This window comes from Stenotrophomonas sp. (genome assembly GCF_050737075.1).
In the GTDB taxonomy this organism is placed as follows: Bacteria; Pseudomonadota; Gammaproteobacteria; order Xanthomonadales; family Xanthomonadaceae; genus Stenotrophomonas.
In genome coordinates, this window is sequence record NZ_JBOHXV010000116.1 from 1 (window position 1) to 13,633 (window position 13,633).

Sequence of the window (13,633 nt, forward strand, 5' to 3'; positions counted from 1 at the left end):
CCTATACCCAAATTGCAACCAATCCGGTATAAGCTGTTTTCCCGATGGAGACAGACACTACACGCTTAGGTCTGATCGATACCGGAGCCTCGTCCGCCCCGGTCGACGAAGTATCGCCAATCGCCACGCTGCACCGGCCTGGCAGCGTACGGCTGCTGTCCCTGGACGCCCACGGGCGCGTCCTGGACTGGATCAACTGGCAGGACGCCGCCTGCCTCTACTCGCGCGATGCCGTTGCCTGGACCCTGGGCGACCCCTGCCTGCACATTCATGGCGGCATCAACCGGCTCACCGGCATCCAGAGCGGGGTCGACCTGCACCCGATCATTGCCGCGCGTGGCCACGCCCGTTCGCGCGCGCTGGACCCCACCCCGAACCTGTCCAACCAGTCGCTGTTCGCCCGCGACGCGCACCTGTGCATGTACTGCGGCCAGCAGTTCAACCGCCCGCAGCTCACCCGCGACCATGTCATGCCCATCTCCAAGGGCGGCCTGGACGTCTGGGAGAACGTGGTCAGCGCCTGCTTCCACTGCAATTCGCGCAAGAGCGACCGCACCCCGCAGCAGGCGGGCATGCCGCTGCTGGCGGTGCCGTACCGGCCCAGCTGGATCGAACACATGATCCTGTCCAACCGCAACATCCTGGCCGACCAGATGGCCTTCCTGAAGGCGCAGCTGCCCAAGCGCTCCAAGCTGGCGGCCTGAACTGCGTCAAACTGACGCAGGCATCCTCACCGTTTACTCACCGCAGTGGCGGTTTGCTTGCCCCACCCCGGTTTGGGGGCGAAAATAGGCGCTTAAGAAGAAGCACGATAAAAATGATCGATTCCGCACGCTATCCCCGCCTGTCGCGCATCCAGAATCCGGATGACCTGCGCAGGTTCGACGAATCCGAACTGCCCGCCATCGCGGACGAACTGCGTGCCTACCTGATTGAATCGGTGGGCAAGAGTGGCGGCCATTTCGGCGCTGGCCTGGGCGTGATCGAACTCACCGTCGCCCTGCACTACCTGTACCAGACCCCGGTTGACCAGCTGGTGTGGGACGTGGGCCACCAGACCTACCCGCACAAGATCCTGACCGGCCGCCGCGACGAGATCCACACCGTCAAGCAGAAGGACGGCGTGGCGCCGTTCCCCAAGCGCGAAGAGAGCGCGTTCGACACCTTCGGCGTCGGCCACTCCTCCACCTCCATTTCCGCCGCGCTGGGTATGGCCATCGCGCGTGCGCGTGAAGGCGACGACCGCAAGGTCGTGGCCGTGATCGGCGACGGCGCGATGACCGCCGGCATGGCCTACGAGGCGCTCAACCATGCCGGTGGCATGGACCCCGAGCCGAACCTGCTGGTGATCCTCAACGACAACAACATGTCGATCTCCGAGGCCGTCGGCGGGCTCACCAAGATGCTCGGCCGCGCCACCGGCAGCCGTACCCTCAACGCATTGCGCGAGGGCGGCAAGAAGATCCTGGGCGACAAGAAGAAGTCGCCGTCCGCGCGCTTCGTCAAGCGCTGGGAAGAACACTGGAAGGGCATGTTCGTGCCGTCCACGCTGTTCGAGGAAATGGGCTTCCACTACACCGGCCCCATCGATGGCCACGACATTCCGGCCCTGGTGGCCACGCTGAAGACGCTGCGCACCCTCAAGGGGCCGAAGCTGCTGCACGTGATGACCACCAAGGGCAAGGGCTACGAGCGCGCCGAGGGCGACCAGATCGGTTACCACGCAGTGGGCCCGTTCGACCCGGACAAGGGCCTGATCGCCAAGGGCGGCGCCAAGAAGCCGACCTACACCGACATCTTCAGCGACTGGCTATGCGACGCCGCCGCGGCCGAACCGCGCCTGCTGGGCATCACGCCGGCCATGCGCGAAGGCTCGGGGCTGGTGCGCTTCAGCAAGGAATACCCGGACCGCTACCACGACGTGGCCATTGCCGAACAGCACGCGGTGACGCTGGCGGCGGGCATGGCCACCCAGGGCGCCAAGCCCGTGGTGGCGATCTACTCCACCTTCCTGCAGCGCGCGTACGACCAGCTGGTGCACGACGTGGCGGTGCAGAAGCTGGATGTGCTGTTCGCCATCGACCGTGCCGGCGTGGTCGGCCCGGACGGCGCCACCCATGCCGGAAATCTGGATTTGAGCTTCCTGCGCTGCGTACCGCACATGGTGGTGATGGCCCCGTCCGACGAGGCCGAGTGCCGCCAGATGCTCAGCACCGGCCTGCAGTACGCCGGCCCGGCCGCCGTGCGCTACCCGCGCGGCAGCGGCACCGGCGTTGCCGCCGGCACCGACCTGTCCACGCTGGAGATCGGCAAGGCCGAGCTGCGCGTACAGGGCAGCCGCATTGCGCTGCTGGCGTTCGGCAGCACCGTGCCGGCCGCAGAGGCGGTGGGCCGCGAGCTGGGCCTGAGCGTGGTGAACATGCGCTTCATCAAGCCGCTGGACCGTGCGTTGCTGCTGGACCTGGCCAAGACCCACGAAGGCTTCGTGACCATTGAAGACAACGTGGTAGCCGGTGGCGCCGGTTCCGGCGTGGCTGAGCTGCTCAACGCCGAAGCGGTGCTGCGCCCGTTCCTGCACCTGGGCTTGCCGGACAGCTTCCAGCATCACGCCAGCCGCGAAGACCTGCTGGCCGAAGCCGGCATCGATGCGGCAGGTATTCGCGCCGCGGTGTTGAAGCGCTGGCCGACGCTGGGCAGCCAGGCATTGAGCGCGTAAAACCGCGACGCCAAAACCCCGGTAGAGCCACCCCATGGGTGGCTGCGCATTACATCTGGCACCGCGAAGCCACCCATGGGGTAGCTCTACCGTTCCGGCGGTGCGCGGCCACGCAGGGCGTGGCCATCTGGCACCGCGTGGACACGCATGGCGTGTCCGTACGCGTTCGGGGCCGGGTTACCTCACCTCGAACTGGCCACGGCAGCCGCCGTTGACCCATACGCCATCGCGGTCGAAGCCCCACGTGCGGCCTTCAATGCAGGCGGTGCGTGAGGTCTGGCGGACCAGCCGCACGTCGCGGCGGATGCTCACGTTGCAGCGGCGCAGGCGCTGGTCGTTGGAATCGCAGCTGATCACCTGGCCGCCACCACCCCAGCCGCCGCCGTTGTTGCCACCACCGTTGCCACCCCAACCACCGCCGCCGTGCGACGGGCGCCGGCCTTCGGCAATGAACTCGGCGCGGCAGCCCTTGGTGACCCACACCCCGTTCCGGGCCTGGCCCCAGGTATCGCCCTCGATGCACGGCGAGCCCGAAATCTGTCGTACCAGGCGCGCGCGTCCCTGGATGGGGCACTGCTGGGTGCGGCCCTTGACCGACTCGCAGCGCACCGGGCCGTCGTTGTAGCCATCGTCGCGGTACCGGTCGTACTGCTGCGCCTGAGCGGCACCGCCCAGCACCAGCAGGGCCGGCAACAGGGCCCACACCCACTTCTGCGTTCCGTTCGCCATCGCCTCGCTCCTCATGCCTTGCCTCTGGTCCGTGTCTGAATAGGCACAGGATCGGGCAAGCGGAGCGCTTCGCCTATAGGCCGAAGGTCGCGGATTTCATTCGCGATTCAAGTAGCCGACGCGCAGCTGACCGGCACGGGCGTGATTCAGCCGTAGCGCACCACGTCCACGAACGCGTCCTGCACTTCCACCCGCACGGAAATCCCCCGCCCGGTTTCAGCATGCTGTTCACGGGCCAGGTTGTCGGCGAAGTCGAAGGCCACGGCACCATCGATGAACGCAGCCGCTTCATTGCGGCTGGGGTCAAGAACACGCCAGCGGCGGTTTGCAGGATGATTTTCATGGTGCGCTCCGGGGGGCCTGTTCCTTCCCCCGCACCATACGGCCGACGCCGGCACCGAACTATCGGATTAGTCTGATATTGGCGCCGGTCCTACCCCCAAATCCGAACTTGCCCGATGGCGGCCACCGGCCCGCTCCCTCCTGGGTTGTCCCCGCGCATCCCTCCGTGACCATCAACGTCAGCTGCGCACGACCTCAGCGGATTCCACCGGCAGGCTCATCACGAACCGCGCGCCGCCGCCGGCGGCTTCTTCGGCCACGATGCTGCCGCCATGGCGCAGCATGATCTCCCGGGCCAGGTACAGGCCCAGCCCGCTGCCACTGCCACTGGGGCGCAGCCGATGGAACGGTTCGAAGATCGACTGCCGCGCCTGTTCGGGCACGCCATCGCCTTCGTCACTGACCGACAGCACGCCGCCGGCCTGCAGTTCCACCACCACCAGGCCGCGCCCGCCGCCGTGGGCGATCGCGTTCTGCAACAGCCCGCTGATGACCCGGTGCAGCGCATCGGGATCACCGCGCACCCAGACCGGCGCCTCCGGTGCCTCCACCGCGAATTCGTAGCCGGCGTCGATCAGCAGGGGCGCGACATCGGCGGCCACCTCCGCCGTCAATGCGGCCAGGTCGATGCGCTGCTGCTGGCTGCGGTGATGATCCAGCCGCTGCAGGTCCAGCAGCTGCTCGGCGATGTTGCTCAACCGCCCCAGGTCACGCTGCAGCCGTGAACGCACCTGGCCCGGCGGCAGGTCGGCAATGCGCGTGGCCAGGATGGCGATCGGCATGCGCAGCTCGTGCGCGGCGCCCACCAGGAAGCGGTCCTGCGCGTCGTAACTTTCGCCGATGCGGCGCACCGCCGCGTTAAAGGCATCCACCAGCGGCACGATCTCGCGCGGTACCGCATGCGTGTCCAGGCCCCGGCCGCGTTCGGTGATCTGGATCGCGGCGGCCTGCGCGGCCACCCGGTTCACCCCGCGCAGCGAACGGTGGATCGCCCACGGCGCCACCACCAGCGTGATCACGATCAGCGGCAGCGTGATCCAGCCGCCCAGGTAACCGATCACCACCAGCATCTGCCGCCACAGCCCACGATGCGGAATGCCACCCAGCATCACGTGGATGCGGCTGCCATCGGGTTCGGTCACCCACACCCGCATCGCCAGCTCCACGCCATGGGTGCGCGTGCGCACGTCGGTGGGCTCCACGTGCTGCAACTGCTGCACCAACGGGCGGAAGGCAGACGGCACGTTGCCCTGCTCCATCCGCCTGCCCTGCTCGTCGGCGGCGGCAAACCAGAACGACGCGGGACGATCGGGCACCGCGGCGTTGACCGCATCCCAGTCCACCCGCAGCGCGTCGCCATCGATGTGGATCGCCTCGGCCACCGATTGACTGGTTTTCCAGTCGATGTACGCCGCGCCCCGGTCGCCATACATCAGCACCATGCCGGTCAGGCCCACGGCCACCATCGTCATCTGGATCAGGCAGATCTTCCAGGCCAGGCTGAAGGACAGCGAGCCGGGTTTGAGGAACTTCATGCGGTTTCCTTGAGCAGGTAGCCGATCCCGCGCATCACGTGGATTTCCACCTGCGCATCGGCATCGGCCAGCGCGCGGCGCAGCTTTGACACATGTGCGTCGAGCGCGTTGGACTGGATCTCATCGTCGAAGCCATACACCGCCTCCTGCAGCGCCGCCCGCGCCACCGTGCGGCCCTGACGCAGCGCCAGCGCTTCGAGCACCAGCAGCTGGCGGCGCGGCAAGGCCAGCAGCGCAACGTCCACGCTGGCCTGGCGCGCCACGAAATCGAACTGCAGCCGCCCCAGTGCCAGCACCGGCAGCGTGATCTGCGCCGGCCGCCGCGAAATGGCGCGGATCCGCGCCAGCAGCTCTTCCACCGCGAAGGGCTTGGTGAGGTAGTCGTCGGCGCCCACGTCCAGCCCGACCACGCGGTCGGCCACCGAATCGCGCGCGGTCAGCATGATCACCGGCAGGTTGGGCACGTGGCTGCGCGCCACCCGCACGAAGTTGGCGCCATCGCCGTCGGGCAGCTGGCGGTCCAGCAGCAGCACCTGGTGCACGCCGGCCTTGAGTGCTTCGGCGGCCTGCGCCATCGACACCACCACGTCCACCACCATGCCATGGCGGCCCAGGCTGGCCTGGATCGCGTTGGCCAGTTCGGGGTCGTCTTCGAGCAGCAGGATGCGCATGGGCGGTGCAGATACAGGGCGGAGGGGGCCGATGGTACCGCGCTCTTTGGCGCAACGTTCCGACAATGTCCGGGCGCCATCATGGGGGTTTGATCGCCCCCAGGAGCAGTACCCCATGCAGATTGGTTCACGGAAGACGGCAGTAGCGGGCATCGCCCTGGCAAGCCTGATGGTCAGCGGCAGCGTGTTGGCCCAGGCCGCCCCCGGGGCCAAGCCCCGCAGCAGCGTGGGCCTGGCCGTTGCCGCGCAGAAGTCGCCGTATGCCGGCTATGACACCGACGTGCTGCCCGTGCCGGTGATCAACTACGAAGGCAAGAAATTCCACTTCCGTGGCGGCAGCATCGGCTACACGCTGTTCAACACCGAAAGCACCGAAGTTTCGCTGCTGGCCTCGCCGTACATGATGCGCTTCAAGCGCAACGACACCGACGATGTGCAGCTGCGCCAGCTGTCCAACCGCAGCATGTCGGCGATGGCCGGCGTGGCGGTGCGGCACTCTGCGCCGTGGGGTGTGCTGCAGGGCAATGTGCAGGCCGACATCAGCGGCCACGGCGGTGGCCTGGCCGCCGATGCCAAGTACGCCTACCCCATTCCCACCGGCCGGGTCATGCTCATTCCCGGTGTGGGCGCCAACTACGCCAGCAGCAGCCTCAACGACTACTACTTCGGCATCAGTGCCGAAGAAGCACAGCGTAGCGGGCTTGCCGCCTATCGCGCGGGTAGCGGCGTGGCACCGTACATGGACCTGACCGCTGTCATGCCGCTGGGCCCGCACTGGACCGCCACCGCGTCGCTGCGCCGCACCCTGCTCTCCAATGCGGTCAAGGACAGCCCGATGACCGTGGGCGACCACATGGATTCGGCCGTGCTCGCCCTGACGTACGGGTTCTGAGCATGCGCCCGGGCATCGTACGACGCGTGGCCACGCTGGCGCTGCAGATCGAACCGGACCGCAGCCGGGTACTGCAGTGGATCCTGCATACCCCGCTGCCCGCACTCGGCAGCCAGACCACCTTCGAGCTGGCCTGCAACGGCCAGGGCGAGCGTGTCATCGCACTGCTGCGTGACGTGCTTGCGCACCCCGGCGCTTCGCCGCCACAACTGCCACAGGCACACGCCGCGCAGTAACCCGCGCGCTTCCGGCGCGCACCAAGGAGTCCGCATGAGCCGTCCTTTCCTGTTGCTCGATACCAGCGAACCGGCCGACGCACCGGCGCTTGCCACCGCGCTGGTCGAATTCGACCGTGCCGTGCAGCGGCTGGTGGACCAGGACCCGGACGTGCATGGGCGCTTCTCGCGCGCCTATGTCACCGCGCTGTTCCGCGCCTGCCTGCTGCCGCACGACCCGCAGGCAGGCGCACCGCGCGGGCGGCCCGATCCGGAGATCGCGCAGGCGCTCAAGCATTGGATCCAGGCACAGCTGCTGCGTTACCCGGGCGAAGGCGATGACCATCGCCTCACCGCCGCGCGCCGCGCAGCGCACGGCTTTTGGTTGCAGTCCATGGCCTGCCCCATTGACGACGATGGCCGCCCGCGCGCGGCACGCCTGCTCGATGGCCTGCTGGCGCTGACCCGCCCGGACTGACATCCGCAACGCGCCGTCACGGCGCGTTGCACACGCACCGCTAAGCTGCTGCCGTTTCCCGCAGCGGATGTAGCAATGCGTAACTGGATGGGGCTGTTGCTGGTCACGTTGGCCCTGCCCGCATGGGCGCAGCAGGATGACGAAGAGACACCCGCCTTCGACCGCCCGGGCCTGGGGTTCGCGGCCTCCACCCTGCCGCGCGGCGGCGTCGCGCTGGAGCTGGGCCTGCCCGATTATTCCCGGGACCGCGACGAGGAAGGCACGCGTTCCACCCAGTACGGCACCGATATCCGCCTTCGCATGGGTCTGGGCGCGAACCTTGAGCTGCAGGCCTTCGGCAACCCCTGGAACCGGCTGCGCGAGGCACCACGCAATGCGCCGGCCACCACCACGCGCGGCGCCGGCGATACCGGCCTGGCCCTGAAATACGCGCTCCCCACCGGCTCGGACCGCCACGCGCTGGCACTGCTGGCCAGCAGCAGCTTCGACACCGGTTCGCGCGCGTTTGGCGAAGGCGGCACGCAATACGAACTGGGTGCCAGCTACGAATACACCTTCAACGACCGCTGGACCGGCGCGCTGTACGCCAACGCCACGCGCGGCGCAGGCGACGATGCCTTTACGTGGTCGCCCAGCGTCAACATGGCCGTAACCGACAGCGTGAGCGCGTTCGTCGAAGCCGGATTCACCCACACCAACGGCGAGCCGTCCACCTCCGTGGCCGGTGCGGGCCTCACCTGGATGGCGACCTCGCGCATGCAGCTGGACGCCTCCTTCGACCTCGGTCTGGACCGCAACAGCCCGGATCTGCAGGCAGGACTTGGGGTGTCGTTCTACTTCGAGTGATTGTTGGGCGTGTTCGGAGTCATGCGATTGGGTGCCAACCGCAACTCGTTTGATTGAAAGGTGCAGCCTGCAAGGTCATCGTGGCCAGCTAACTCCGCGTTATCGGACGGCAAGCGCCATGCGACTCCCACCCGTTGAGCAATCCCACCCTGCCCCTGAGTCAGGCGAACTGGAGGTGGCGGGCGCGGAATCCGCTGCCGACGCCTTCGATGCGGTGCTGCGGCAGTTGCAGGATGAAGGCGAGATGCCTTCGCACGAGGAGGATGACGATGAAGCGGCCCGGGAACGTCGCCGGGCTGCGTGGCCGGAGCAGGAAGATGCACCTCGGCGGCCTTACCTGGACAACGGCTTCTGGGTACTGCCTGACCTGCGCCCGAGCGTGCCGCGAGCGCCTGCGGTAACCCGCAGGCCGTTGCTCGCGGCCACGCCGGCGGTCATGTCAACTGACCTTCTTGGCCACCGTCATGCCCAGCAGGAACAGGATGACGGCGATGATGATGCCTGCCCAGAACAGGAACTTGGCCACGCCGATGGCCGCGCCACCGATGCCGGCAAAGCCCAAGGCACCGGCAATGAGGCCGATGATGGCGAAAATGATGGCCCACTTGATCATGTTGTTCCTTTGCCCCAATCGGGATGAATGACAGGCCTTCACGCTAGCGATCCGCGCGTCCCCCACTCGTGAATGGGCCGCAGGCGGCACGTGAAAATGGCGAACCCTTCACAGGCCCTACCAGAGCTTCTTCACACTGTCTGTAGGGTTTTTCCGACGAACGGTAGGCGCCCGCCTTTTGGGACAATGCGCATCTCGTTGAATTTGCTGCATTTCGTCGCGAAGGATCATCACACCACTGAATGTGTGACCGTTGCCGCAATTTCACAGCTTGGTCACAATGATGACGTCCCACCCAACCATCAGATGCCATGCGCGCATTCGTCTCCAAGCAGCACCCCGCACTGCTCAAGGTCTATTTCGCAGCCTGTTATGTAGTGCTGATTGAAGAAGTGATCCGCGCCGTCACCTGACGCGATCACAGCCTGCGCGCGTCAGCGCAGTGCCGCGGCGTCACCTTCACTGCCTGTGCCTGCCGCGCTGCCTGCCGCCTGCAGGGAGTGAAGCGCGCGATCCAGGTCGCGCATCCGGAAGGGCTTCTGCAGGCCATAGCGATGGCGCAGGGGTTCCGGGATCGCACTGCGGTCGTAACCGGTCAGAAACAGATACGGAATACCGCGCGCCTCCAGCGCCTCGGCCACCGGGAACGACGGTGTGCCGCCCAGGTTGACGTCCAGCACCGCCACATCGATGGCCGCACGCTGCAACGCCGCCAGCGCATCGTCCACCGTGCCCGCCAGCGCGACGACCTCGTAGCCCAGCTCCACCAGGCAGTCTTCCACCATCATCGCCACCAGCGATTCGTCCTCGACGAGCAGCACGCGGGCGTTCATGGGCGCGCCGCCTCGGCCTCTACGGCCGGTGGTATCGATACGCGGTAGCGCAGCCCACCCGGCTCGAAGGCCAGTTCCACCTCGCCGCCCAGGTCATGCTTGAGTCCGCGCTCCAGCAGCCGTGCGCCAAACCCCAGCTGCGCCGGTGGGTGCACCCGCGGACCATCCCGCTCCTGCCAGGTCAGTTCGATGCGCTGCTGCCCGTTCACCTCGTGGCGCTTCCACTGCACGCACACCCGCCCTTCCGGCGCGGACAGCGCCCCGTGTTTGACCGCATTGGTGCCCAGTTCGTGCAGCGCCATGGACAGCGCCACCGCGCGGCGCGGGTCCAGCCGGCACGCCTCGCCATGCACGTCGAAACGCTGGCCGTCACCCGTGCCGTGCAGCGCTGCCACTGCACCCACCAGCTCGGTGATGTCGGCGCTGTGCCAGTTTTCCCGGGTCAGCACGTCGTGTGCGCTGGCCAGCGCGATCAGGCGCTCTTCGATCTTGTCGCTGGCATCGTCCAGCCCGGCCGCGCTGCGCAGCGTCTGCCGCGCGATGGACTGCACCATCGCCAGCGAATTCTTGACCCGGTGGTTGAGTTCGTTCACCAGCAGCTGCAGGTGTTCTTCATGCCGCTTGCGTTCGGTCACGTCGCGGGTACTGCCCGCAATGGCTTCCACCTGCCCGTCGGGCCCGATGACCGGGGTGAAGATGTAGTCGTAGGTGCGCACGCCTTCGGTGACGTGCGGGAATGGCACATCGCCGCGCACCGGCAGCCGGGTGGCAATCACCTGGTCGATCTCGGCATCGTGCATGGCCGCGTGCCACGGCTCATAGCCCAGCTCCAGGCAGGTCTTGCCCATCGCCTCGCTCCAGCGCAGCCCCCACATGTCCAGCAGCGCCTTGTTGGCGTAGATGAAACGGTGCTGCAGGTCGAACACGTAGGTCAGGTCAGGCGTGGCCTGCAGGAGTGCCTCGTAGATGCGCCACTTGGCGGTGTTGTCTTCCTGCTCCAGCAGCACGGTGCGGGCCCTGTTCATTTCCGTGCAGCATAGGAGCGGAGGCGTGAAAGCTGGATCACATTCGCCGGAGTTCGTGACCGCGGAACCAAGAGCAGACACGCATGGCGTGTCCCTACGACGGAATCAACACCATCTCCATCGGTTGATAGACCAGCCCCGCGTATTCTCCGACAGGTCCGGCCACCCGGAATCCATAGCGCTCATAGGCAGAAACCGACCCCAACGACGCGCGCACTGTAACAATGTCGCCACGTGCGCAATCGAGCAGCGCCTGCACCAACGCCCGCCCTATCCCCTGCCTCTGGCAATCGGGCAGAACGAACAACGTGGCCACATGCTGGCCACCCACCAGTTCCGCCACGCCCACCACGCGGCCGTTGGATTCGCATACGACCATGTCGTTCTCATCCGACATGCGGCTGGCGAATCCCTCCACCGACACGATGCCGGTGAAGGTCTCCACGCCCAACGGCGACAGCGACGGGGCGACGGACGCCATGAACGACGCCATGCATACGGCGCTGGCCTCCGCCATATCTTCAGCGCGCAATCGTCTTGTCGTCATGTGTCTCTCCTCAACTCGAGCATGGGCGGCCTGGCCCTGCTCAGGATAGCGGGCGTGCACCAGTGAGGGTTCGCTCGATACGGGCGAACCCTCGGGTTACATGGAGTCAATCAAGCTTTTCCGTAGGTTCCGCGGCACCCTTGCCAAGCGGCTCAGGCAGCAGGTGCGGTCCCGTGGAGTGCAGATGCAGGGTGTTGCCGTCACTTGCGACGGCGATCACCGCCGGCACCGAATTTCCGTACTGGTCGAAATACGTGACTTTTCCGAACTCAAAGCTTTGCTTCAGGTCGTGGGTGGCACGGTGTTGCACTCGGGCTGCGTTTGCCTGCCCGGGCCGGGTGTTCACCTTGAACTTGCAGCCCCCCGTAACGCCCGGGGGGAAGATCACCTCACGCGGTTGACCCACCTGGAACGCCACGCTGCTCATCCTCGGCCAGCCTGGCTGTGGCCAGCTGTAGAACGGATGATCGGCTGTGTGGTTGTGATGAATGCTGTCAACGATCCGCAGGTCCCCAACATCGAACTTGATGAAGTACATATCCACATCGTAATCGGGGGAATCGCTGGTCTTGATCAGGTCCTGGCGATCGCCCATTTTCAGCGTGTCCCAGTCATGCACCAGCGGCGCATGCGCCGATATGTTCATCCAGCTTTCAAACGGTCCAGGACAGGTCGTGTATGAGACACCCGATGGCGAGGTTATCTTTGCGGCCACCTTGTACCTTCCCACCGTGGTGCAACTCACCCAAAGCGACTGCTCTTGAGCGTCATCAGGGAAAGCATGATTTTCCCGCCTGGGCTCGAAGATCTCCGCAAGAACGTCACCTTCGAGCAGATCCAAGCTGATCTCATATAGGGCAGACTGTTCGCAGCTGGTTGTCACGCTTTCCGGAAGCGGCGCGCCTGTGTCGTAGGCAACAAGCGTGATGCGCTTGAGCTGGCTTTCAGTGAGGGTCACGACCTCGCCGTCCTTCTCCGCAATGATCTCGATTTTAACCTGAGCCTGCTGCCTGCCATTCGCATACACAGGGGTCGTTACCGTCTCCGCATGGTCGGGATGCAATTGAAACAGCACAAGGTCATCCCAGTCCGTGTCTACATCGGCCTTGCCGGAACTGCCACCCGCATTCGATGTCGTACTCGCGTTCATCGTCGTTGCTCCCATTGCATAGGCGCAAACAGGCGACCGTCAGGGCGGGCACGGAGAAAGCAAGGGCCTGCGCTGCTGGACAGCACTGCTCGCTATTCACCCCCGTGAGTGGCTGACGCTAGCGCCAGCGATGTTATGCCGCCGTGACCCTCCGCCACTTGCCGCTGCTCTCGTTTGAGCCAGGCCAGAATCACCCAAGGGCAGATGCGACATCCGCTTCAAATTGACGGACGCGAAGTGAGATCCAGTCTTGCAGATCGCTCCTTTTCGCGTTGACAGCCTACGCGTGCAACAGCAGCATCCGCGCGTCGCCGCACAATCGGCGACCGGGATTGCAGCCCGAAAGCAGAGGACGCACCGGCGCCCAACGAAGCTTGTCCGTAGGGCGATGGTCTCAGTGTTTTTTTGAGGAATCCCGCCATGGAATACGACCCCTTAGCAGCCCCTACCCTCAACACCATTGATATCGCCAGCGAGCTCGGCGTCTTCGCCGATGCGATGGACTGGGACAGCGCCCACTGGGCGGCTCTTGTTGCTTACATCGAAGACCAACTTGATTACTCGGGCAGATCGTTCGGCGAAATGACGGTCCACGACGTTCATTGCGCCATCTGGACGAAGGGCCCCAAGGGCAACCACATTTCCCAAGTGGAACGCCTCATCGGCACCGAAGATCGCGCCAGCCATGAGGTTTTCCGCATCGCCCGCAGGATGCTGCGCATCTACGACCTCCGAATGGCCGAGCTGCTCAAGTTGTTCCAGGTGCTTCAGTGCTGCCCTGGAAAATTGGAAGACCTCTCAGTGAAAAACCTGCTGGCACTGATCGACATGGTGGACGAGGACGCTGCCCCACGCTATGTATTCCCGCTAACGTAAGCGTCTCTTCCGGGCGGCTCACTTCAGCAGCAGCGTCACCTTCGCCTCGAGCAACGCCACCAGCTGCGGATCCATGTACCGGTAATCATCGGGTATATCCAGGCAGTGCAGTCGCTTGTAGGCGAGCAGACGCGAGAAGCTCGCCTGCAACCGATGCTGGTGCTT

General features: G+C 65.7%; 15 protein-coding genes. 7 read left to right on the forward strand and 8 right to left on the reverse strand.

Annotation, left to right across the window (positions count from 1 at the left end; translation table 11 throughout):
- Positions 1-44: 44 nt before the first annotated feature.
- Positions 45-704: an HNH endonuclease gene (locus ACREPD_RS19670; RefSeq protein ID WP_431600870.1), complete on the forward strand. Its 660-nt coding sequence runs from the start codon at positions 45-47 to the stop codon at positions 702-704.
- Positions 705-817: 113 nt separating this feature from the next.
- Positions 818-2,716 (forward strand): 1-deoxy-D-xylulose-5-phosphate synthase, encoded by a 1,899-nt coding sequence (dxs, locus tag ACREPD_RS19675; protein WP_431600871.1) that lies wholly within the window; start codon positions 818-820, stop codon positions 2,714-2,716.
- A gap of 177 nt (positions 2,717-2,893) precedes the next feature.
- Here the strand turns inward: dxs and ACREPD_RS19680 are convergent, their stop codons facing one another.
- From ACREPD_RS19680 to ACREPD_RS19690, 3 genes are all read right to left on the reverse strand, one after another.
- The gene (locus ACREPD_RS19680; RefSeq protein WP_431600872.1) at positions 2,894-3,445 is read right to left on the reverse strand and encodes a DUF3011 domain-containing protein; all 552 of its coding nucleotides are present in this window, start codon (positions 3,443-3,445) and stop codon (positions 2,894-2,896) included.
- A 521-nt stretch (positions 3,446-3,966) separates the two neighbouring features.
- Positions 3,967-5,322: a sensor histidine kinase gene (locus tag ACREPD_RS19685; RefSeq protein WP_431600873.1), complete on the reverse strand. Its 1,356-nt coding sequence runs from the start codon at positions 5,320-5,322 to the stop codon at positions 3,967-3,969.
- Positions 5,319-5,993, reverse strand: a complete 675-nt coding sequence (locus ACREPD_RS19690) for a response regulator transcription factor (protein WP_431600874.1) — start codon at positions 5,991-5,993, stop codon at positions 5,319-5,321. The genes ACREPD_RS19685 and ACREPD_RS19690 overlap by 4 nt, the downstream gene beginning before the upstream one ends.
- 115 nt (positions 5,994-6,108) lie before the next feature.
- Here ACREPD_RS19690 and ACREPD_RS19695 point away from each other — a divergent pair, with 115 nt between their 5' ends.
- From ACREPD_RS19695 to ACREPD_RS19710, 4 genes are all read left to right on the forward strand, one after another.
- Entirely contained in the window at positions 6,109-6,885 is a 777-nt protein-coding gene (locus ACREPD_RS19695; protein WP_431600875.1) for a MipA/OmpV family protein, read from the forward strand.
- A 2-nt stretch (positions 6,886-6,887) separates the two neighbouring features.
- Complete coding sequence (locus ACREPD_RS19700; RefSeq protein ID WP_431600876.1) at positions 6,888-7,121, forward strand: hypothetical protein; 234 nt, start codon at positions 6,888-6,890, stop codon at positions 7,119-7,121.
- Positions 7,122-7,155: 34 nt separating this feature from the next.
- Complete coding sequence (locus ACREPD_RS19705) at positions 7,156-7,578, forward strand: hypothetical protein (protein WP_431600877.1); 423 nt, start codon at positions 7,156-7,158, stop codon at positions 7,576-7,578.
- A 75-nt stretch (positions 7,579-7,653) separates the two neighbouring features.
- Positions 7,654-8,424: a transporter gene (locus ACREPD_RS19710; protein WP_431600878.1), complete on the forward strand. Its 771-nt coding sequence runs from the start codon at positions 7,654-7,656 to the stop codon at positions 8,422-8,424.
- Positions 8,425-8,863: 439 nt separating this feature from the next.
- On the opposite strand, the gene ACREPD_RS19715 is transcribed toward ACREPD_RS19710, so the two are convergent.
- The 5 genes from ACREPD_RS19715 to ACREPD_RS19735 form a co-directional block, all read right to left on the reverse strand.
- On the reverse strand, positions 8,864-9,037 hold the full coding sequence (locus ACREPD_RS19715) for a DUF1328 domain-containing protein (RefSeq protein WP_313344673.1): 174 nt from the start codon (positions 9,035-9,037) through the stop codon (positions 8,864-8,866).
- A gap of 434 nt (positions 9,038-9,471) precedes the next feature.
- A complete protein-coding gene (locus ACREPD_RS19720) occupies positions 9,472-9,870 on the reverse strand; it encodes a response regulator (RefSeq protein WP_431600879.1) in 399 nt (132 codons plus the stop codon).
- Positions 9,867-10,874, reverse strand: coding sequence for an HWE histidine kinase domain-containing protein (locus tag ACREPD_RS19725; RefSeq protein WP_431600883.1), 1,008 nt, complete (start codon positions 10,872-10,874; stop codon positions 9,867-9,869). The genes ACREPD_RS19720 and ACREPD_RS19725 overlap by 4 nt, the downstream gene beginning before the upstream one ends.
- Positions 10,875-10,989: 115 nt before the next feature.
- The gene (locus tag ACREPD_RS19730) at positions 10,990-11,442 is read right to left on the reverse strand and encodes a GNAT family N-acetyltransferase (protein WP_431600880.1); all 453 of its coding nucleotides are present in this window, start codon (positions 11,440-11,442) and stop codon (positions 10,990-10,992) included.
- A 106-nt stretch (positions 11,443-11,548) separates the two neighbouring features.
- Positions 11,549-12,592, reverse strand: coding sequence for a hypothetical protein (locus ACREPD_RS19735; RefSeq protein WP_431600881.1), 1,044 nt, complete (start codon positions 12,590-12,592; stop codon positions 11,549-11,551).
- Positions 12,593-13,012: 420 nt separating this feature from the next.
- On the opposite strand from ACREPD_RS19735, the gene ACREPD_RS19740 reads away from it, so the two are divergent.
- Positions 13,013-13,468, forward strand: a complete 456-nt coding sequence (locus tag ACREPD_RS19740; protein ID WP_431600882.1) for a hypothetical protein — start codon at positions 13,013-13,015, stop codon at positions 13,466-13,468.
- Positions 13,469-13,633: the final 165 nt, after the last annotated feature.